At 61.5% G+C, this 20397-nt stretch carries 21 protein-coding genes; 12 read left to right on the forward strand and 9 right to left on the reverse strand.

Features of this window, described 5'->3' with window-relative positions:
* Nucleotides 1-5: 5 nt before the first annotated feature.
* The gene (locus NMAG_RS05565; RefSeq protein ID WP_004217041.1) at nucleotides 6-1931 is read left to right on the forward strand and encodes a MutS-related protein; all 1926 of its coding nucleotides are present in this window, start codon (nucleotides 6-8) and stop codon (nucleotides 1929-1931) included.
* A 34-nt stretch (nucleotides 1932-1965) separates the two neighbouring features.
* Here the strand turns inward: NMAG_RS05565 and NMAG_RS05570 are convergent, their stop codons facing one another.
* Together NMAG_RS05570 and NMAG_RS22825 are read right to left on the reverse strand one after the other, a co-directional pair.
* Nucleotides 1966-2634, reverse strand: a complete 669-nt coding sequence (locus NMAG_RS05570) for a DUF6735 family protein (protein WP_004217042.1) — start codon at nucleotides 2632-2634, stop codon at nucleotides 1966-1968.
* Between the two features lie 296 nt (nucleotides 2635-2930).
* Complete coding sequence (locus NMAG_RS22825; RefSeq protein WP_449289181.1) at nucleotides 2931-3074, reverse strand: DUF7577 domain-containing protein; 144 nt, start codon at nucleotides 3072-3074, stop codon at nucleotides 2931-2933.
* 390 nt (nucleotides 3075-3464) lie between these two features.
* Here NMAG_RS22825 and NMAG_RS05580 point away from each other — a divergent pair, with 390 nt between their 5' ends.
* Entirely contained in the window at nucleotides 3465-4127 is a 663-nt protein-coding gene (locus NMAG_RS05580; RefSeq protein ID WP_012996474.1) for an HAD family hydrolase, read from the forward strand.
* A gap of 4 nt (nucleotides 4128-4131) precedes the next feature.
* Here NMAG_RS05580 and NMAG_RS05585 read toward each other — a convergent pair whose 3' ends face one another.
* Nucleotides 4132-4578: an SRPBCC domain-containing protein gene (locus tag NMAG_RS05585; RefSeq protein WP_004217047.1), complete on the reverse strand. Its 447-nt coding sequence runs from the start codon at nucleotides 4576-4578 to the stop codon at nucleotides 4132-4134.
* A 126-nt stretch (nucleotides 4579-4704) separates the two neighbouring features.
* Here NMAG_RS05585 and NMAG_RS05590 point away from each other — a divergent pair, with 126 nt between their 5' ends.
* The 3 genes from NMAG_RS05590 to NMAG_RS05600 all read left to right on the forward strand — a co-directional run bounded on the left by NMAG_RS05590 (nucleotide 4705) and on the right by NMAG_RS05600 (nucleotide 6431).
* Complete coding sequence (locus tag NMAG_RS05590; RefSeq protein WP_004217048.1) at nucleotides 4705-5475, forward strand: NAD-dependent epimerase/dehydratase family protein; 771 nt, start codon at nucleotides 4705-4707, stop codon at nucleotides 5473-5475.
* 123 nt (nucleotides 5476-5598) lie between these two features.
* Nucleotides 5599-6060: a hypothetical protein gene (locus NMAG_RS05595; RefSeq protein WP_004217049.1), complete on the forward strand. Its 462-nt coding sequence runs from the start codon at nucleotides 5599-5601 to the stop codon at nucleotides 6058-6060.
* Nucleotides 6061-6185: 125 nt separating this feature from the next.
* A complete protein-coding gene (locus tag NMAG_RS05600) occupies nucleotides 6186-6431 on the forward strand; it encodes a DUF7535 family protein (RefSeq protein ID WP_004217050.1) in 246 nt (81 codons plus the stop codon).
* 19 nt (nucleotides 6432-6450) lie between these two features.
* On the opposite strand, the gene NMAG_RS05605 is transcribed toward NMAG_RS05600, so the two are convergent.
* Together NMAG_RS05605 and NMAG_RS05610 are read right to left on the reverse strand one after the other, a co-directional pair.
* Nucleotides 6451-7455 (reverse strand): glutathione S-transferase family protein, encoded by a 1005-nt coding sequence (locus tag NMAG_RS05605; protein WP_004217051.1) that lies wholly within the window; start codon nucleotides 7453-7455, stop codon nucleotides 6451-6453.
* Between the two features lie 183 nt (nucleotides 7456-7638).
* Nucleotides 7639-7887 carry a bacteriophage holin gene (locus tag NMAG_RS05610; RefSeq protein ID WP_004217052.1) on the reverse strand — a complete coding sequence of 83 codons (249 nt, stop codon included), beginning with the start codon at nucleotides 7885-7887 and terminating at the stop codon, nucleotides 7639-7641.
* A 98-nt stretch (nucleotides 7888-7985) separates the two neighbouring features.
* On the opposite strand from NMAG_RS05610, the gene NMAG_RS05615 reads away from it, so the two are divergent.
* On the forward strand, nucleotides 7986-9086 hold the full coding sequence (locus tag NMAG_RS05615) for a DNA methyltransferase (protein WP_004217053.1): 1101 nt from the start codon (nucleotides 7986-7988) through the stop codon (nucleotides 9084-9086).
* An 82-nt stretch (nucleotides 9087-9168) separates the two neighbouring features.
* On the opposite strand, the gene NMAG_RS05620 is transcribed toward NMAG_RS05615, so the two are convergent.
* Nucleotides 9169-9819 (reverse strand): potassium channel family protein, encoded by a 651-nt coding sequence (locus tag NMAG_RS05620; RefSeq protein WP_191219371.1) that lies wholly within the window; start codon nucleotides 9817-9819, stop codon nucleotides 9169-9171.
* 194 nt (nucleotides 9820-10013) lie between these two features.
* Between NMAG_RS05620 and NMAG_RS05625 the strand changes: the two genes are divergently transcribed.
* Together NMAG_RS05625 and NMAG_RS05630 are read left to right on the forward strand one after the other, a co-directional pair.
* A complete protein-coding gene (locus NMAG_RS05625; RefSeq protein WP_004217056.1) occupies nucleotides 10014-11459 on the forward strand; it encodes an NCS2 family permease in 1446 nt (481 codons plus the stop codon).
* Between the two features lie 154 nt (nucleotides 11460-11613).
* Complete coding sequence (locus NMAG_RS05630; RefSeq protein ID WP_004217057.1) at nucleotides 11614-11862, forward strand: glutaredoxin family protein; 249 nt, start codon at nucleotides 11614-11616, stop codon at nucleotides 11860-11862.
* A 53-nt stretch (nucleotides 11863-11915) separates the two neighbouring features.
* Here the strand turns inward: NMAG_RS05630 and NMAG_RS05635 are convergent, their stop codons facing one another.
* Nucleotides 11916-13856: a pentapeptide repeat-containing protein gene (locus NMAG_RS05635; RefSeq protein ID WP_004217058.1), complete on the reverse strand. Its 1941-nt coding sequence runs from the start codon at nucleotides 13854-13856 to the stop codon at nucleotides 11916-11918.
* Between the two features lie 37 nt (nucleotides 13857-13893).
* Nucleotides 13894-14859, reverse strand: a complete 966-nt coding sequence (locus tag NMAG_RS05640) for a transcriptional regulator (protein ID WP_004217059.1) — start codon at nucleotides 14857-14859, stop codon at nucleotides 13894-13896.
* Nucleotides 14860-15085: 226 nt separating this feature from the next.
* Here NMAG_RS05640 and NMAG_RS05645 point away from each other — a divergent pair, with 226 nt between their 5' ends.
* Entirely contained in the window at nucleotides 15086-16468 is a 1383-nt protein-coding gene (locus NMAG_RS05645) for a tRNA(Ile)(2)-agmatinylcytidine synthase (protein WP_004217060.1), read from the forward strand.
* A 68-nt stretch (nucleotides 16469-16536) separates the two neighbouring features.
* On the forward strand, nucleotides 16537-16752 hold the full coding sequence (locus NMAG_RS05650) for a hypothetical protein (protein ID WP_004217061.1): 216 nt from the start codon (nucleotides 16537-16539) through the stop codon (nucleotides 16750-16752).
* A gap of 66 nt (nucleotides 16753-16818) precedes the next feature.
* On the opposite strand, the gene NMAG_RS05655 is transcribed toward NMAG_RS05650, so the two are convergent.
* Entirely contained in the window at nucleotides 16819-17022 is a 204-nt protein-coding gene (locus tag NMAG_RS05655) for a VNG_1110C family protein (RefSeq protein WP_004217062.1), read from the reverse strand.
* Nucleotides 17023-17185: 163 nt separating this feature from the next.
* Between NMAG_RS05655 and NMAG_RS05660 the strand changes: the two genes are divergently transcribed.
* Together NMAG_RS05660 and NMAG_RS05665 are read left to right on the forward strand one after the other, a co-directional pair.
* Nucleotides 17186-18298, forward strand: coding sequence for an OBG GTPase family GTP-binding protein (locus NMAG_RS05660; RefSeq protein WP_004217063.1), 1113 nt, complete (start codon nucleotides 17186-17188; stop codon nucleotides 18296-18298).
* Between the two features lie 243 nt (nucleotides 18299-18541).
* Nucleotides 18542-20236: a Na+/H+ antiporter NhaC family protein gene (locus tag NMAG_RS05665; RefSeq protein ID WP_012996475.1), complete on the forward strand. Its 1695-nt coding sequence runs from the start codon at nucleotides 18542-18544 to the stop codon at nucleotides 20234-20236.
* The last annotated feature ends 161 nt before the right edge of the window (nucleotides 20237-20397 follow it).

The raw sequence follows: 20397 nt of genomic DNA on the forward strand, positions 1-20397 counted from the left end.
ATACAATGCGACTCGAGGAGTACTGGGGCGTCGGCCCGAAGACGAGGGAGACACTTGTGTCGGAGCTGGGACGGGAACGCGCGATCCAGGCGATCGAGAGCGGCGACGTTCGCGAACTCGCGACTGCCGGCCTCGCTCGCGGGCGCGCAACACGTATCTTGCGACGGGCGACCGGCGGCGACGGAATCGACATGCTGGCGACGAGCGACGCCCGCGCGGCGTACAAGGACCTGCTCGATCTGGCGGTCGAACACGCCGTCACGCAGCGCGCGGCCGACCGAATCCGCGTCCTCACGCCGCTCACCAGCCGCGAGGAGATGGAATCTCGCCTCGACGACGTGCTCGCGGCCCGCGACGCCTGGGCGACACTCGAGAAGGCAGACCGCGAGGCCGTCCTCGCAGCCTACGAGCGCTACGACGAGCGCGACGAGAGCGAACGCGCTGCCGTCGAAACCGCGCTCGCCCTGCTTGAGGCCGGGGTCGACTCCGGTCCGTTCGAAACTGTCGCCGAACTCGAGCGCGACACGCTCACAACCGCCGCCGATGCACTCTCCGCGTTCGCAGACGACGGCGGGCAGGGTCGACTCGTCCGCGGTGCCGACGACGAACTCGACCGCCTGCGCGACGCACTCGGCACCGTCGAAGACATGGACGCCAACGCACTCGAGTTGATCGAGGAACTGCGAGACGACGGCGTCCGCGACGTGAGCCAGTTCCGCGAGGCGTTCGAGGACCACCTGCTCTCGGAGACGGCGGTGACGGTCGACCAGGTTCGCGAGGCGATGCCGACGGACGCGACCGACGCGACGGATTTCGTGGGGAGTACGCTTCGGACCTTGCGCGGCGATCTCACGGCGGCGATCGACGAACGCGAAGAGCAGGTCGCTGGGGAGTTGCAGGCAGAACTCGAGGACGCTCGCGACGCCATCGACCAGGCGGTCGCGGCGGTCGACGACATCGCGTTGCACCTCTCGCTCGCGCGCTTCGCGCTCGCGTACGACTGTACTCGTCCGACGTTCGTCGAGGGCGAGTCGGCCGCAGTGTCGGTCGTCAACGCGCGAAATCTGACGCTCGCCTCGCCGGCGACCGACTCGAATGTCGACCAGCGCGATGGTGGCCGGGGCGAGGGTGGCGATCAGGTCCAGCCGATCACCTACGCGCTGGGTGAGCATGGGCTCACTGAGGCGGATGCGATTTCCGGTCGAAGCGGGATTGGTACTGGCGTTGGCACTGGTACCAGCATCGCCACCGAGACCGGCGTCGGCACCGATACCGACGGCGACGACGGCTCCAGCGCAAACGCACTTCCCGGACGGGAACGCGTCTCCGTCCTCACCGGCGCGAACAGCGGCGGGAAAACCACGCTGCTCGAAACGTGTTGCCAGGTCGTCCTGCTCGCTTCGATGGGACTGCCCGTCCCCGCCGAGCGCGCCGAGGTGACGCCCGTCGACTCGCTCGTGTTCCACCGCCGCCACGCCAGTTTCAACGCGGGAGTACTCGAGTCCACCCTGCGCTCGGTCGTCCCACCGCTGTCCTCGGATGGTCGGACGCTAATGCTGGTCGACGAGTTCGAGGCGATAACGGAGCCGGGAAGTGCGGCTGACCTCCTGCACGGCCTTGTGACGCTGACGGTCGAGCGCGACGCGCTCGGCGTCTTCGTCACGCACCTCGCAGACGACCTGGAGCCGCTGCCGCCCGAGGCTCGCGTGGATGGTATTTTCGCCGAGGGACTGAGCCCGGAACTCGAGTTACTCGTGGATTACCAGCCGCGGTTCGATACGGTGGGCCGGTCGACGCCGGAGTTCATCGTCTCGCGGTTGGTAGCGAACGCGGATGACCGGGCCGAGCGTGCGGGGTTCGAGACGCTTGGCGAGGCGGTCGGCAACGACGTGGTTCAGCGGACGCTGGCGGACGCTCGCTGGAGTGAGTGAGCAAGTGACGGCGATGAGCAAGTGACGGCGATGATCACGTCCAGTCGGAATCTCGCTCATCGTCTCGCTTATCGTGCGGTGAGGTGGAGTCGTTGGGTGGCGTCCCATCGACCCACTCGTGGAGATCCGGAGGTAATCGATCTCCCTCCGGAAGTGAAGTCGGCTGGACCGGCGATTCACTGGCGGCTCCGGATAGATCTGTTTCCGCCGAACCGGAACCAGTCCCCGTGTAGGTGTAGACGACGCCGGCGTACTCCTCGCAGACGCGCGCTTCGAGATACGCCTGCGCGGCTCGCTGTGAGAGGACGCCCATTTCGATCACGTCAGAGAGGGTCGTTTTGGTCGCGCGAAACCACGTTCTGACGGGCTCGTCCGTCTGTTCCGTTCCGATGAGTGCGCCCCGGCCGTCCTCGTGGCCGTCACCCCACTCGAGCCAGCAGACGTGGTAGGGTGTGACCTCGTAGCCGGCACTGGGTGCGACGAGAAACAGCATCTCGTGGACACACGGATCGAGGTAGTCGGTGAGGATGCGGTCGCGTGCGATCGAATCGGTGAGCAGGCTCGCAGAGACTGCGCCGTCGGCGAGCGGGGTGTCGTCGCTGATCTCGGCTGCGAGTGAGGGATCGGTGCCGCCCCAGTGGCTGTATCGAAGGTCGTAGAGCCCGTCTGGGCGGCGGTAGCCGACGAGTGCTCTATGTCCCACGCGTCCCCTCCATCTCGTCGCGTGTGATTTCCGAGGTTCCGTCACGGCCGCTGGTGTGGTCTGCTTTCGGTGTGTGTCGGTGTCTCCAGCGTGGGACGTTGCTGAGACGGGCACACGGTGTCAGCACCGACATCGGCATCGTCACCGACATCGGCATCGGCATCAACATTGGAATCGGAATCGACATTGGAATCGGAATCGACATTGTCGACTCTGGTTCCCCTTCGGTATTTGAACCTCAGGACGGAAACCCGGCCGACCGACGAACGGTTCCAGTGAGGACAAACTGACTGTCGTCAGTGTGGTGAGTGACGCCGCGCGTTACTCGGCAGTTCCTGCAAACAGTTCCGACAGAACGTGTAGAAAAAGTCGTTTTCGGCCGAACAGTACGGGCACGAACCCTGTACCGTCGAGTTACTCGAGGCAGTCGTCTCTCGCATACACACCGCTCCGCCCGTCCCGGGAAAAAGAATGGCTCCGGCACGCGAAGGCACCGTCACTATAGTAACAACTGCAACTATTCACACACTGATCGCCGAACTGTCTGGTGATCAGGTGTGCATTGACTTGCAGTGGCTACTATAGCAGGTGGCGGTTACTCGGAGCATGATTCGATCAGCAGTTATAGTAACAACTGCAACTATTTACACACTGATCGCCGAGCAGGCTGGCGATCAGGTGTGTATTGACTTGCAGTGGCTACTATAGTCGCTCCTCCAGTCGTGAGGCGCATCTGTTCAACGAGCAGACTCGTCCACCAAGCACACCTTCGAATCCGAACCCGGCGAAACACCGAACTGGCTCGCGCCCCTCCGTCGAACTGAACACGAATGGATATGGACGGCTCGTACGACGCAATCCTCTTCGACAACGACGGCGTGCTGACCACCCCGACGGACCGAGACGTCCTCCTCGAGGCCATGACCGAGGCGTTCGCGACCGTCGGCGTCTCGAACCCTCCACAGGCAGCCATCGAGACGCTCCTCAGTCCAGATGTCGACTCGCTTCGGACCACCGCAGTCGAGCACGGTGTCGAACCCCAGACGCTCTGGACCGCCCGCGAGGAGGCCGCCATCGCCGCCCAGCGCGCAGAACTCACTGCCGGTCGCAAACAACTCTACGACGACACGGCCGTACTCGACTCGCTGTCCCAGCCAACCGCGATCGTGAGCAACAACCAGCACGAGACGATCGGAAACATCCTGGAACACCTCGATCTCCCGCCGTTCGAGGTCTGGTACGGGCGAGAGCCGACGATCGAGGGAATCAACCGCAAGAAACCGCGGCCGTACTATCTCGAGCAGGCAATCGACGAGTTAGGGGCGACGGAGCCACTCTACGTGGGCGACAGCTACGCCGACGTCGCGGCCGCGGCTGCTCTCGACATCGACGTGGCGTTCATCCGGCGCGAGCATCGCGAGGGCTACACCTTCGACGGTCCCGCTCGGCCGACGTTCGAGATCGAGTCACTTCGAGCGCTTCCACTCCACTAACGGCTCAACTCGACGCCGCAACGCGCGCCTCGGCACGCTCCTTGATGGCCTCGTTCATCGACTGAAAGCCGCGCTCGAGTTGGGCCTGATTGGCGAGCAGCGGAACGAGTGCACCACGAAACGTCTCCCGATGCAGGAATCGCGTTCGTTCGCCCCCGTCGACCGGCTCCAGTCGGAACTCGTGGTAGCCATCGAACGCGAAGGGGACGACCAGCCGCCCGAACCAGGCGAGTCGCCGCTGGTCCTCGACCGCGACGACCTCCGGTTTGAACGTCAGTCCGCGGCCGCCAGGCGGCTGAATACGTACCGTCAACTGCTCGCCCGCCGCCGGTGTGCCCTCGATCGACTGCACGAACGGATTCCACTCCGGATAGCGCTCGAACTCGAGTAGGACGTCCCAGACGACGTCGGGAGGAGCGTCGATCTCTTCGAAGACCTCGATCTGTCTCATGAGTAGCGCTAACGTGACGCATCTGTATGGGCGTAGCGGTTGGGTGAGTCCTCGATCAGTTCTCGAGTGTTGATCACCGGAACGCGCTGGCCCGACCTATTTCCCCGCGGTCGATGTCCTCCCGGTATGACGAACGTTGCGATCACTGGAGCAACCGGCCGGGTCGGCGGGGAGACTATCGAGGCGTTCGCGAACCGCGAGGAAACACTCACGCTCTTCTCGCACAGTGAACCCGACGACCTCGAGGCGACCCCAATCGAAATCGGCAATCGCGAGGAGGTCATGGACGCACTCGACGGACAGGATATCGTCGTTCACCTCGCAGCCAACCCCGATCCGCGCGCCGAGTGGGATGCAGTGCAAGAACCGAATATCGAAGGTGTCTACAACGTCTACGCGGCCGCAGTCGAACACGACCTCCAGCGCGTCGTCTTTGCGAGTTCGAACCACGCGGTCAACATGGATAACACCGTCTCACCCACCCGCCCGGAGTCGACTATTGGCACGCCGACCGCCGTCCAACCGGACGATCCGATGGACCCAGACACGTACTATGGCGTCACCAAGGTCTTCGGCGAGGCGATGGGGTCCTACTATGCCAACCGACACGGCCTGGACGTGATCAATCTCCGAATCGGCTGGCTTCTCTCACGTGAAGAACTGGCAGACGAGATTGCCGACCGCGACGGTCCCGGCGAACGCTACGCCCGCGCGATGTGGCTCAGCCCCGATGACTGCCAACGACTCATGAAGGCTGCCGTGACGAGTTCGCTCCCGAACACACCGGTTACCGCCCACGGCATCTCGAACAACTCCGAACGATTCCTCTCGCTCACCGAAACCATGCTTGCACTCGAGTACCAGCCACAGGACGATTCGGCGCGGGTACTCGAGTAGTCCTCGTTCCCAGACTGTGGTTGTGGGCTGTGGGTTGTGGGTTGCGGGGTGTCGGATTCTGTGCGGACGGGATATCACACGCACGTTTTTATAGGAATACGTGAAAGATCAGAGTCGATACGGATGGGGGAGACAGATGGATCTGCGGCGCGACTCGTAGATTATGGACTCGCCGTGCTCGTACTTGCCGTTGCAGCCGTGGTGTTCACCGATATTCCGCGGCCGTATCCGGTGTGGCTGAGCGGTGGCTCTGTTCCTGTCCCGCTCCCCGTTTCTGTTCCCGTTTCGCCCGAACTCGTCGCCGCTGGGTCGCTTGGTCTCGTGGTGTTGCATCGCCTGCAAACGGCTGAGATGCGTGGTGTGACGCCGATCACCGTCTTACTGGGAACGCTGACGCTGTTTCTCGCCGTGTTGGCGACGTACCTTCGGTGGGCCGGTGCCGGCGAGGGAAGCGGCGTGATCGTCATCGTGGCGTTCACGTTGGTCTGTGGTGTGGTCCTCGCGGGAGTCGTACTGGCCGAGGCGCTCGTTCGTGCTGGCCGATACTGGCAGCGACGGCGAGGCCAGTCGGTGTCTGTCCAGTGATCATCGCCACGTCGGTGTGATTACCTGGAGAGCGGCAACAGACAGTGTCAGGGCACGATTCAGGAGTTCGTCGAGCCGTCGCTGGGATCGAAAGACCGAATATCGGAACGTTCGTACGATATCGCATGTCCACGAAAGTCTCCGAGTCGACGGGCTACATGCCGAATCGACAGATGTCGGCGTTCGGCTACGTGATGGCGGTGGCAATTGCCCTGTTGCTCTTACCGGCACTGCCAGTCATCGCGGTCGTGTGGCTCCTCTGGCGTGCCTTCGTCGCCGAGGATCCGCCGGAATCGAGTTACGAACGCTGGCGAACCGAGACGGCGAATCGAGAACGAGACCGGGAGCCCAACTCGCCGAACGGCGCCTGATCGCGACGGACTGACTCTCTCACCGACCTGCAGACGAGACGAGCGCAGCCGGCGGCTCACCGGCCAGCTCGTCCCGGCTGTGTGGTGCCTCGAAGTCGAGGTCGGGCCCGCGGGCGACGATTCGGTGTGGATTCACATCCGGGTGGGTCGTGTAGTAGTGTTCCGTGATGTGGTCCATTTCCACCGTTTCGGCAATACCGTGCGTCTGATAGAGGTCCCGAAGGTAGGGCCACAGATTGTCGAACTCGCGGATGTACTGGACGTTACACATGAAGTGGGTGTGATAGACGTTGTCGAATCGAACCAGCGTCGTGAACATGGCGATATCGGCCTCGGTTAGCCGGTCACCGGCGAGATAGCGCTGGTCTGCAAGCACGTCGTCCCAGTGGGCGAGGGCACCGAAGAGTTCGGCGACCGCCTCGTCGTACGGCTCCTGTTCGGTCGCGAAGCCGGCGCGGTAGACGCCGTTGTTGATCGGCTCGTAGATGTTGTCGATGATTTGGTCGACTTTCTCCTGATATCCTTCTGGATAGAGGTCGACGGTGTGGTCCGCGAACTCGTCGAACTCGGTGTCGAACATCCGCATGATCTCTTCCGATTCGTTGTTGACGATGGTATCTTCCTCGGTGTCCCAGAGAACCGGCACCGTCACACGGCAGGTTACGTCCGGAGCCGCCCGAACGTACAGTTCGCGCAAATAATCGACGTCGTGAACGTGGTCGTGCGTACAGCCTTCCTTCTCGGGTGTAAACTGCCAGCCGTCCTCGGCCCGGTAGGGGTCGACGACCGAAACTGAGATGGCGTCCTCGAGTCCCTTCAGCGTCCGCGTCACGAGCGTCCGGTGTGCCCACGGACACGCGTAGGAGACGTAGAGGTGGTAGCGGCCCGCTTCGGGCTGGAATCGGGCGTCAGAATCGTCCTGCACCCAGTTACGGAACGTCGTCGCTTGACGCTCGAACGAGCCGTCGCCAGCCGTCAGTTCGTGTGCGTCTGTCCGCCACTCGCCGTCGACGAGCATGTTCATACCCCTTCGTAGCGCTTTGAAACCTAAAGCATGCAGCCAGCGTGCCAAGCGGCTACCAAGTGCGTGCTACCCGCTCGAGAACACTGTATCTGGATGTCTATAGTTGCAGTTGTTACTATAGAACGATCATCCTGTCCTGCAATGGGTATTGCCAACTACCAACACTACACGGAGACGAGTGAGTTACTCCGCGAGACGATTGTACAGCCAGCCAAACGAGACTCCGGCACTGAATCCATCCACAAACGCCAGTGTCGTCCCCCAGAGAAGGTCGCCAGGTGTTCGGTCGTATCCCGGGTAGATATCCTCGAAGAGCAACCGCCACCGCTCGCCATATCCGGTGCCGGCTGTCAGTTCGAGGACGGCGATGAGCAGTGCCCAGAAAATACCGGACGCGAGTCCGAGTGCGCGCGTATCGATCGGTCCAGTCATGGCTCTGTAGACGATACGTCGACAGCTATGACTGGTGGCTGCAATCGAAAGCCCAGTGTTCGGAATTTAAGTGGACTGGGCGTTCACTCCGGGATACAATGGCAGATGAGGGCGACGGGACGGGGAAACACCGACAGAGCCGACTCTTGACCGACGACGACGGCACGTTCGACGCCGAACGCGCTCGTGACGAGTCGCTGCCGGTCGAGGACGGCGAGGTCATCGACACCGACGACCTTGCTGATCATCAGCACTATATTGCGGGGCGAGGCATCTACGACGACCGAAATCGGGTCAACGACCTCACCGGCAAAGAGTGGAAGTACGCGACCAAGTCGGTCATTGCGGAGCGCTACCCGCCGGATGTCCAGCACGACCTGCGAAGCGAACACGGTGGCCAGAAACCGCCCCGACTCTGTGCGGAACTCATCGGCCGGTTCAGCAAGGCCGGCGATACCGTCCTGGACCCGTTCGCCGGCGTCGGCGGCACCCTCCTCGGTGCGAGCTTCTGCGAACACGAGGGGACCGGTCTCCGCGAGGCCATCGGCTTCGAGCGGACCGAGCGCTGGACCGAAATCTACGCCGAGGTACTCGAGTGCGAGAACGCGGAGCGTCGCGACCGCGGGGAACCCGAACTCGCCGCACAGGACATGCGCCACGGCGACTGTGCGGACCTGATCGAGGAGGTTGACGACGACAGCGTGGATCTGCTCCTCACTGACGTCCCCTACTGGCACATGGACGAACTCGAGCAGACGCGCAACGTCCACGAGGCCCGAGAGAGCAAGTTGGGGTCGTTCGACGTGGACGAAACGGGAGATGACGGGGCTGAGAAAGAAGATGGCACAGAGACCACCGGAGACGCAACGGAGCCTGTTGGAGACACGGCCGAAACCGCAACAAAAGACGACTGGCTCGCCGACATGGCCACCAAATTCGACCGCTTCACTGACGCCGTCGCCCCCGACGGCCACGTCGTCGTCTTCATCGGCGACATGTACCGCGACCAGTCCTACAAGTTCCTCTCGGCCGACCTTGCACGAGCGATTGAATCGACCGCTCCCCTAACCCTCGCGGCAAACCTGGTCTGGTACGACCCGACGAAAGACCTCCACGTCTACGGCTATCCGTTCTCGTTCGTCCCCTCGATGGTCCACCAAAATATCCTCGTTTTCCGCCCCGACGACACTGCAGACTGACGGTTGTTCGTTGGTTCGTTAGGTGCACTCGAGTACCCGACTGGTCCGTACCTCTTACAGCAGATCTGTTCCTCGGCCACCACTACTGCAACGCCGTCCGCACCTCGTCTGCACTACTCGTCTCCGTCACCACCGCCACCTCGTCACCCGCCTCGAGTTCCGTCCCCGGCAGCGGAATCGTCAACGACTCGCGGGCTCGCCCGTGAGCATAGATCCGCGCCGACTCGGGTAACTCGAGCTCACTCATGCGCTTTCCGACTGCGGTCGAGCCGTCGGGGATTTCGAGAACGGTGAGCTGGAGATTCGTTGCGAGATCGGTGACGGCGTTGAAGTCGCCACCGAGCATGGCGGTTTTCGCACCGGCCGCGCCGAGGCGTTCGGGGTAGATGATCTCGTCGACTTCGTCGGCGTATCTGGTATAGATTTCCTCGCGATAGTCCTCGTCGATTCGCAAAGCGGTCCGGCAGTCGTGGTGGTTACCGACCATACAGGCGGCGAAGTTGGCGTTGAGGTCGGGAGTGAACGCGCCGATTGCGTCTGCTGTTTCGATGTCGGCGTCGACGAGGACGGCTTCGTCTGCGCCGTCGCCCTGGACGGTTTCGAAGCCGTCGCCGCTCGCCCGATCGATCCGGTCGGGGTCGTTGTCGACGACGACCACGTCGTGTCCTTCCTCGCTGAGGATCCGACTGGTTCGAGAGCCCACGCGACCGTACCCAACGATGACGAACTTCATGATAACACAGTACATGCTCCGAGATGAAATACGTTCGTCCCATCACGGGTTGTGAACTGCTACTCCAATCGTGTCAATCACCACACCAACCTCTCTGCCACGGTATTCGAATGTATGCACATATGTGGAACGGATTTCCGAAACTGAGACAAGAACTTTTAACTAAGCGCTGTGGATATGCTTGACCATCCAACATGGGGGTTACCGAAACGATCGCGGACTACTTTGGATTCGATGAGTACGACACAAGCCTGTCGACCGAGGCGGTCGCGGGACTGACGACGTTCCTGGCGATGTCGTACATCATCATCGTCAACCCGACGATTCTGAGTAGTGCAATCCAGATCGACGGCTACACCGACACACAAACATTTCAGATGATCGCCGTTGCGACGATTCTCGCATCGATCGTCGCGACAATCGTGATGGCGTTCTGGGCGGACCGTCCGTTCGGACTCGCACCCGGAATGGGGTTAAACGCCTTCTTCGCGTTCACCGTCGTCATCGGACTCGGCGTCCCCTGGGAAGTCGCTCTCGCCGCCGTGTTCGTCGAAGGAATCATCTTCATCGCACTGACTGCAGTCGGTGCGCGTCGCTACATCATCGAACTATTCCCGGAACCAGTCAAGTTCGCCGTTGGGGCCGGTATCGGTGTTTTCTTGCTCTTCCTCGGTCTGCAAGAGATCGAACTGGTCGTCGCCGACGATGCAACGCTGGTCTATCTCGGCAACGTCGCGACGAGTCCCGTTGCCGCACTTTCGCTCGTCGGATTGGTACTGACGTTCGTCCTCTACGCTCGCGGTGTGCGTGGTGGGATCGTTCTCGGCATTCTCTTCACCGCGATCAGCGGCTGGCTGCTCACCCTCCTCGGCTTTGTCGCACCGGGTGAACTCGCGCCCGAAGACGAGTACAACCAGATCACGAACGAGGGGCTGAGCGGCATCATCGACATGATCACGAGCGTTCAGTACGACTTTACGCCACTCATCTACGGCTTCGTGGACGGACTGGGGATGATCACTGAGGAGCCACTCGTCTTCGCGCTCGTCGTCTTCACGTTCTTCTTCGTCGACTTCTTCGACACCGCCGGCACGCTTATCGGCGTCTCCCAGATCGGTGGCTTCCTCAACGAGGACGGGAACCTGCCCGAGATGGAGCGCCCGCTGATGGCCGACGCAGTCGGCACAACCGTCGGTGCAATGATCGGGACCTCGACCGTGACGACGTTCATCGAATCCTCGGCCGGACTCGAGGAGGGCGGTCGAACCGGCTTCACCGCGCTGGTGGTCGCCGGTCTCTTCACGCTCTCGCTGCTGTTCGTCCCGCTGATGGGTGCGATTCCGCAGTACGCGACCTACATCGCGCTGGTCGTGGTCGGTATCATCATGCTCCAGGGCGTTGCTGACATCGACTGGAACGACCCTGCCTGGCTGATCTCGAGTGGACTTACGATTACGATCATGCCGCTGACGGCCTCGATTGCGAACGGCCTGGCCGCGGGGATCATGAGCTACCCGCTTATCAAGGCGGCGGTGGGCGAGCGCGCTGACGTCTCGCTCGGTCAGTGGGCGCTCGTCGTTGCGTTCATCATCTACTATATTGCCTACTTCGCGACGGATGCTGGCATGCTGGCGTTCTGACGGCTGACGGCAGACGGCTGACGGCTGACGGCTGACGCGGGGCACCGTCCCCGGTGTTTTGTCACTCCATTTGTCACCGTTTACTACACCGCACCGCCAACCGATCGATACCGCTACCGGTGTCCTCATACACCTCCATCCGTTAGCCCTTCGTATGGCTGACATCACACTGTACAATCTTCCCGGCTGTCCATTCTGCGTCAAGGTCCAATCGAAACTCGACGAACTCGAACTCGAGTATGATGTAATCAACGTCGAACGAGACCACGCGAAACGAACGGAGGTCGAAGCAGTGAGTGGGCAGACTGGCGTCCCAGTTATCACTGATGAAGCAACCGATGTCGAGGGAATGCACGAAAGCGATGATATCGTTGCCTATCTCGAGGAAATGTACGGAGCCTGAAAGACCTGTCAGGTGGAACGAATCGCTATCGATGGCCCGTCGTCGACCTGACGCTACCGTTGAATCGACCGCGTAAGCGTAAACACGAATAGCGCGATGAGAAAGGCCCCAACGAACGCCTGCACTTGTGCTGCCAGTCGAACGGCGGTGCGCTCGACCGGTACGGAGCCGCCCAGTACGAGCGTTACGAACGATTCGAGACTAAACATCAGGTAGCCGACGGAACCTCCATATGGCGGTGAGCCCGGCCAAAGCGCCGCGTACAAGAGCGCAAACCCAGCGACGATTCCAGCAGCAGTCAGGACGACCCGACCCGGTCGTTCGCCGTGACCGGCGACAGCACCGAAGATCGCATTTGCGACCCACTTACCGCTATCGACGATTCTCGACCGTGACCAACCCGCCTCTCGTGCGCGTTTTGCGTGTCCATCTCGCCGGTAGCGCATCTCGTGGCGGAAGAACTCGCCGGCAGCCTTGCTATCGCCGACGGCTTTTGCACCGTGTTTTGCCTTGAGGTACGTGCTCTCGAGTGTTTCTGGCGACCATTGTCGCTCGTCTCTGTCTCTGTCTCTGTCTCTGTCTCTGTCTCCGTCGCCTGCACCCTCGCTTCCATGGTTCCCCTCGTGGAGTCGCCACCCACTGGACTCGAGTGCACTCCGCACGGTCCGATCCCGGAAGTCGAACCCGTCGAAGTGCGTGTTTTCGATGATGAACTGGGAGAGCGACAGCGGAACCGTTTCCGTCCGGTTTTCAGTGTCGGTGTTGCCCTCCGTACCAGTGGCTCCGTCGGTCTCACTGTCGCTTTTCGTTCCCCACTCGATCGGTCCAACTTCGGCACCCGAAAGATCGTACGTGAGTGACGCAACCGTTTCTAGTCGTCCACCAGAGAGCACTGCGCCGGACAGATCAACCAGACAGGAATCGGCATCGCACTCGAGTCCCGTGAGCAATAGTCGGTCGGCAAACGTCGCCTGTGCGAAGACGGCTCGAGATGGAACGGTGACGTTGGTGAGTCGGACGACATCCTCGAAGGTCCCGTCCTGGAACATTGCCTCCTGTCGAATCGTCGCACCGCCGAAACGGGTCGGCCCAGCGACAGTTACGTTCCACCAGTTGAGTCCACCGGCGAAGGTAGCACCGGAAAAGAACGCTTCGCCCTGAAACGAGGCGTTGCTGAACGACGACTCCTCGATTGCTGTCGCCCTGTCGAAGAGTGCGTCGTCCCCAAATCTGGCACCAGGCGCATCGATCCCGCGACCAGTTTCCACTCCGCGGCAGACGGCACGACCGCCGAACGTCGCATCGGGTAGCGAGAGGTCGCCCGTAACCACGGTATTCGATATCGAGACGCGATCGTCGAACCGTGCGTCACCTGCACGTAGATCGCCGTCGATGTGAGCGTCTGCAACTGAGACTGACTGTTGTGCACGGATAGTCGAACACTCAAAATCACCGTTGCAGATCGCACCATCGAACTGGAGCGGGTTCTCGACTGTCGCCTTGCGCAGATCGACCCCCTGTTCGATAGTCGCGTGACGGAGATCGATTGGGTAGTTATCTCGAGTAGCCAGTGTTTCGTGGCGAAGGTCGAGCGAAACGAATATCGCTCCGATGAACTGTTTGCTCCGACGACGGTCTCGCTTGCCGTCGCTGTCGCTATCTCTATCACTATCACTATCACTATCACTATCGCTATCGTTATCGTTTCCGTCCGGGTTACTACAGACTGCGTCTCGGAGCGCGTCACCCGTTTCGCTGGGGTCCCAGTCCCGTTCTGCAAGCGGGGTGTGAAAGCGACAGTATCCATCGTTCCCGTCGGCGGACCGATGGCATCGCCACGTTCCGTCGGCGTTCAACTCGCTTGTATCCAGTGTGTTTCCGGTTTCGGCCGTTCGTTCCCATCCATCGGGATCGAATTCGTACTGACACTGGCGCTCACGCTCACACTCGCGCTCACGCTCACGCTCACGCTCACACTCACTCTCGCTCGTCACACCTTACCTGTCCGCGAAACCAAAATAAATCGACCGGCTAGGCTGCTTCCTCGTGCTCTGCGCGCTCGCGAATCACGTCTCGAAGTTCGTCTGTATCGCGAAGGTTCTCGAGTTCCTCGCGTTCGACGAGCGCCGTGCCGTCGACGGACTCCTGCTTGGCGCGGTCGACGACGTACACCGATCGCGTGCGGGTGACGTGCCCGATCGAACTCATGATGCGGGCGCGCTTCTCTGCGGCCTTGGTGAACTTCGAGTGGCCGGTGAGGACGACTTCGCTGTCGTCTTCGTCCTTGCTGACGGCCTTGAACGGCGAGCGGATCGTCGGGTGAACGCTGTAGCCGGCTCGTGTGAGAACGGCGACGACCTGTTTGTCGTCCGGATCGGCCTCGGGGTCGTCCGGCGTATCATCGGTCTCGTGGACGTCGTCTGCACCCTCGAGCACGTCGACGGGGCTCGTCAGCGGCGCGTTGAAGAGATCCTCAAGTGCCATTGCGACTTCGACGGAGGCGTTCATCCCGTCTTCGTACTTCGAAACGGTGCGCCGGGAGACGCCGAGTTCGGTTGCGAGTTGGCCGAGACTCCAGTCGCGGCCCTCGCGTTCGTCGGCGAGAAGATCGCCGTCGATGTTGACGTAGAGGCCGCCGGGTGCGGCGTAGATCAGCGGCGGCACGTCCTCGATGAACAAGTTGTACGCGGTGTCGGGACTCAGGACCGGAACGCCGTGGCGGAAGTAGACGACGTCTGGCTTGAGATCCTCGTCACGACTGCGCAGACCGAGCACGAGCGGCGTCGCCTGGAGATAGGTTCCGAGACGACGCATCTCGTGGCCGGTCGCTTCGTTGAACGCATCGATATTGCCGAGAATCTTGACGAGCAACAGGTCCTCGCCACGACGCGCGGCGATATCGAAACTCTTCGGGCGGATTGCACACCGGTCACTGACGACGAATCCCGCGTCCTCTAACATCGCGGTCACGTTGCCGACCAGTGCGGAGCGGGACATAGGGTATTGTAAGCTATTCCTCCTACAAGAGCGTTTCCCCGCGATGGCTACCTGCGGGGTCGCGATTGGAGGGTGTATCAGCAGTATTCTTATGTAGGGTCGACAGTGCTCATGTATAATTGTTCGTCTCGCATCGGCTGCTGATTCTGCTGCTCCAGTCGCCGCAGTTCACTGGAACAGTTGGCACACCGAAAGGCGTTACTCACGCCCGTCATAAGACTCGCTGATGACGATCGTCGGGCTCGACGACACAGATTCCCGTGAACACGGTATGTGTACGACCTACGCCGCCGCACAGGTTGCAAAGCAACTGCGTCGTGAGGCTGGCGCCGCGGTCGCTCGCACCCTCCTCGTCCGGCTCAACCCCGCAGTTGAATACAAAACGCGCGGCAACGCCGCGCTCGCGATCCACACCGACTGCGATCCTGCTCGCGCGTTCGAAATTTCACAGGGAGTACTCGAGTCCCTCGCGGAAACGCGCGACGAACGGACCAACCCGGGACTGGTCGTCGCGGACGTCGATCCCGACGCTGGCGAGGACGCGATTCCGGCGTCACTCGCCCGCTTTTCCACGCGCGCAATCAGAGATCACCTCTCGCGCGCTGCGGCCGAGACGCTGATCACCGACCACGACTACCAGTCCTGGCACGCGGGAAACGGCCGCGGGCGAATCGGCGCGCTGGCTGCAATCGGCGCTTGGCGCGCGCTCTCGGACTGGACCTACGAACAGATCTCCTACCGCGAACCCGAACGGTGGGGAACGCCGCGCGAGGTCGACCACAACAGCGTCTTCGCGGCCGCAGCAGCCGGCTATCCCGACGTGTGGGACACCGTCGACCGCGGAGAGAACGAACCCGTCTGCGTCCCCCACACACCGGGGCCGATCCTTCACGGGATCCGTGGCGACTACCCCGAGGCCGTCCACCGCGTCGCCGAACAGATCGACAGCGAGCCGGTGTACTCGAGTCACCTGTTCGTGACGAACCAGGGGACGGACGTGCATTTGCGGGATGTAACTGTGACTGTGGGTGCTGACAGTGGCTCAGGGATCACTGAGGCGGATACCGGTGCAGCGACCACGACCACCCTGCAGGACGGCCGCGCCTACCGACTCGACGCACGAGTCGTTGCTGAGCCGGAGACGCGACGCGGCGGCCACGTCTTCGTCGACGTTGAGCCGAAGGGTGTGGCAGTCGACGATGCGGACAGCACCGCTAGCTCACCGTCCACTCTCTCCTGTGCCGCCTTCGAACCCACCAAACGCTTTCGCGACCACGTTCGCGCACTGCGACCCGGCGACCGCCTCACCGTCTGTGGGGAACTCGCCGGCGGCACGCTCAAACTCGAGAAGGTCGCCATCCGCGACCTCGACACCACCGACCTCGTGACACCGGTCTGTCCCGACTGCGAGCGAACGATGGAGAGCGCGGGCCGCGATCAGGGCTATCGCTGTCGAGATTGTGGAACCGACGCACCCGGGAAGGAACGCACTGAGATCGAGCGGGGACTCGAGTTGGGCTGGTACGAGGTGCCGCCGTGTGCGCGGAGACATATCGCGAAACCGCTGGTTCGGGGTGGGTTCGACGGGCCGGTGCATCCGGAGCGCTAAGGGCGCGTTGGAGTGGAGTCGCCGGAACGTGACCGGAGATTCTTTGTTCCCGCCGTCGTGCAGCCGATATGGGACTATCGACGAGTGCGGACCCGAAGCCGCCGGGTGTGTTCGCGTTCGAGATGCTGGCAGCGCTGCTCGTTCCGCCGCTGGTCGGTGGCGCTGGACTCGCAGCGGTGAGCGGGACTGAGAACTTTCTTCCGGGATTCGGTATCGGGCTTCTGCTGGGGATTATGCTTGCATCGCTCAGACGGGAGATTCGTGGCGTACGGGGCGGCGAATGATGCGAGCGTGCAGGGTGAGAAAGAGATGCGGGGCCAGCGTCGAACAGCTGACACTGCGAATACAGCCTACGGGACACTCACGCCGCGTCGAGCCAGGAACTCGCCCACGGCCTTGATCTCGACTGGACTGCCGATGATCCGACAGTAGTTCTCGCCCTCCGGGAACACCGTGATGGTAAACTCCTCGGTGAGCTGTGGCTCGAGACTCTCGACAGCCTCGGCCGGGAGGACGATTTGCGTACTGTCACGCAGCCGTGTCGGGTCTGACATCTGCTTAGGCTGCGGTTTTGCCTGGTCCCGTTTATCTGTGTCGGAATTCAGTTTGTATTGGTAATAGGACCGGGAACAATGAACAGGAGCGGGGACTCGAACACGACTCGCCGTTCCCTCGCATGGAAAGGGTTTTTCGGGACGACCGGCTGGGTATAGACAAATGGGGCTCGAGGAGGACATCCAGGAGATCGAGGACGAAATCGCCAACACGCCCTACAACAAGTCGACCGAGGCCCATATCGGTCGACTGAAGTCCAAGCTCGCCGAGAAAAAAGAGAAGTTCGAGAAACAACAGTCCGGCTCGGGCGGTGGCGGTGGCTACTCCGTGGAGAAACACGGCGACGCCACGATCGCGCTGGTCGGCTTTCCGAGCGTCGGGAAGTCGTCGCTGTTGAACTCGATGACCAACGCGGAGAGTGAGACGGGCTCCTACGAGTTCACGACGCTCGACGTGAACCCCGGCATGCTCAGTCACCGCGGGGCGAACATCCAGATGCTGGACGTGCCCGGGCTGATCGAAGGCGCAGCGACGGGGCGTGGCGACGGCAAGCAGGTGCTCGCGGTCGTGCGAAACGCGGACCTGATCGTGTACGTACTGTCGGTGTTCGAAATCGAGCAGTACGACCGCTTGCAAGAGGAACTGTACGACATCAACATCCGCGTCGACGAGGAGCCACCCGGCGTGACGGTTCGCCCGAAGATCAAAGACGGAATCAAGATCACTTCCAGTACCGAGCAGGACCTCGACGAAGAGACGATTTCGGACGTGCTCCGCGATCAGGGCTACGTCAACGCCGACCTGAATCTTCAGGAGAACGTCACGATCGACCGTCTGATCGACGGGTTGATGGACAACCGTGAGTACATCCCGTCGATCACCTGTGTCAACAAGGTCGACCTCATCGAACCCGACTACAAGGAAACGGTCGACGAACAACTTCGCGAGCGCGACCTCGACCCTGAGGAGGTGACGTTCATCAGCGCCGAAATGGAGAAAGGACTCGAGGCGCTCAAAGACCGCATCTGGAACAATCTCGACCTCATCCGCGTCTATATGGACAAACCCGGTCGCGGCGTCGACTGGGACGAACCGCTCGTCATCGAACGCGGCTCCACCGTGGGCGAGGCGATCACAAAACTCGGCGGAGAGATGGAAGAACGGTTCCGATTCGCCCGGGTCAGCGGACCAAGTGCGACACACGACGAACAGCAGGTCGGTGAGGAGCACGTACTCGAGGACGAGGACGTGTTGAAGTTGATTCTGCGTCGCTGACGGACGGGGCACTTTTTCGACACACGTTGTTCGACATGCGTTGGTGAGTCTCGAAACTAGGTCAGAACGTCTCACGATCGGACTGACTTTTTCGAGCGCAACGCGAACGAACGAGTCGCGGTTCGGGACACAATACGTTGCTGTCCGTAAACGAGACGCGGATAGACTTTCGAGAATATACTGATCTATAGGGCAAACAATCGAATACGTAGGATTATTTGCACACCTGGTGAATAGTGGCGCATGTCGGATTTTGGTGCACTTTCGCTCGTTCCACCGCTGCTTGCGATTGTCCTCGCAATCGTGACACGCCGACCGATTCTATCGCTATTTGTCGGGATCTGGTCGGGTGGCATCATCGCAACGGGGACGCACGGAATTGGACAGACGTTCGATTGGATCTCCGGATCGATTGGGGACGTATTCCACGCCCAAATTCTGGTCTTCACGCTGTTGCTTGGTTCCGGCGTGGCGCTCATCTGGCGTCTCGGTGGTGCAACAGCCGTTCGAAACTGGGCGACCAATCGGATTCGAACCCAGCGAACCACCGGGCTCACCACGTGGATTCTCGGGATACTCCTGTTCTTCGACGATTACGCAAACACGGCCATCGTCGGCAACACAATGCGCGAAATCTCCGATCAGATGCGGATGTCGCGCGAAAAGCTGTCTTACATTGTAGACTCGACCGCCGCACCGGTCGCAACCATCGGGCTCTCGAGTTGGGTCGCGTTTCAGCTGTCGATGATCGACGAGGGGTACGAGAGTCTGGTCAACGACGATGACCTCGACGTTGCTGCAGGAGACGTGCCAGGAGTCTTCGAAACGTTCGTCGGGTCGATTCCGTTTAATACATACTCGCTGCTTGCGATCGTGATGGTTGGCGTTATCGTCCTCTCGCGACGCGATTACGGGGAGATGCTCACCGCCGAGCGCCGCTCCTGGCAGACGGGGAAGGTCAATCGGGACGACGCACAACCGCTGCAAGAGGTCGAAGAGGACCTTCGCGAACCGATCGAGAAAAAGCCGATGCTACGGACGTTCTTCGCGCCGATTGTGGCCCTCGTTGCGGTGACGCTCGCCGGTGCGTTCTGGACGGGGTATCAGGAGTGGGGTGCCGAACAGGCCGAGGAGGGAGCCCCGACGACGGTTACGGAGGCCATGAACGAGGAGGGGGTCGTTCAGGCCCTTGTTGACATCGTCGGTGCCGGTGACTTCGCTGCCGCGCTCGTCTGGGGATCGTTCGCCATGGTCGCGACGGCAATCATCATCGGACTCGCGTACGGCCTGTTCGATCTCGGTGACAGCGTCGAGACGGTACTCGAAGGATTCAACCTTATGCTGACCGCAGTGACCGTGCTCGTCCTCGCGTGGTCGATCAGCGCCGTCGCGGAGGACCTCGGGACCGGCGACTACGTCGCCACCGTGGTCGGCGACTTCCTCCCGCCCGAACTGCTCCCAATCGTCGTCCTCTTTGTGGCCGCCTTCGTCGCGTTCACGATGGGGTCGTCCTGGGCAACGATGGGGATCGTGACGCCGATTGCCATCACGGTCGCCTACAACCTCACTGGTACCTTCGAACTGATGCCAGTCGTCGTCGGCGCAGTGTTCTCCGGTGCTATCTTCGGTGACCACACGTCGCCGATTTCGGACACCTCCGTCCTCTCGTCGACGTTTACCGGCGCAGACCTCATCGACCACATTCGGACGCAGATATACTACGCTACGACGGTCATGTTTGTCGTCGTCATCTGCTACCTCCTCTACGGCTACTTCTCGGTGCCACCCATTGTCTTCCTCCCGATCGGTTTTTTCCTGCTTGTCGGGCTGGTCTACGCCCTTTCGGAACTCGATGGGCTCCGCCGGGGAGTCGACCCGAAGACGTCTGCCGGTCCCCAGGAGCCACCCGCTCGCTCGGCCCAGGACCGCGAGGACTGAGACTGAGCACGAACCACGACCGAGAGGACTGCACACCACTTACGGACTGTTTCACCATTCCTCGCCAGCCACTCGCCAGCCACTCGCCAGCCACTCGTCACACACTACCGAACAGACCGCCGCCTTCGCCACTCTTTTGCCAATTCCCGGCGTTTGCTCGC

The sequence above is a fragment of the Natrialba magadii ATCC 43099 genome (assembly GCF_000025625.1).
Lineage (GTDB): Archaea > Halobacteriota > Halobacteria > Halobacteriales > Natrialbaceae > Natrialba > Natrialba magadii.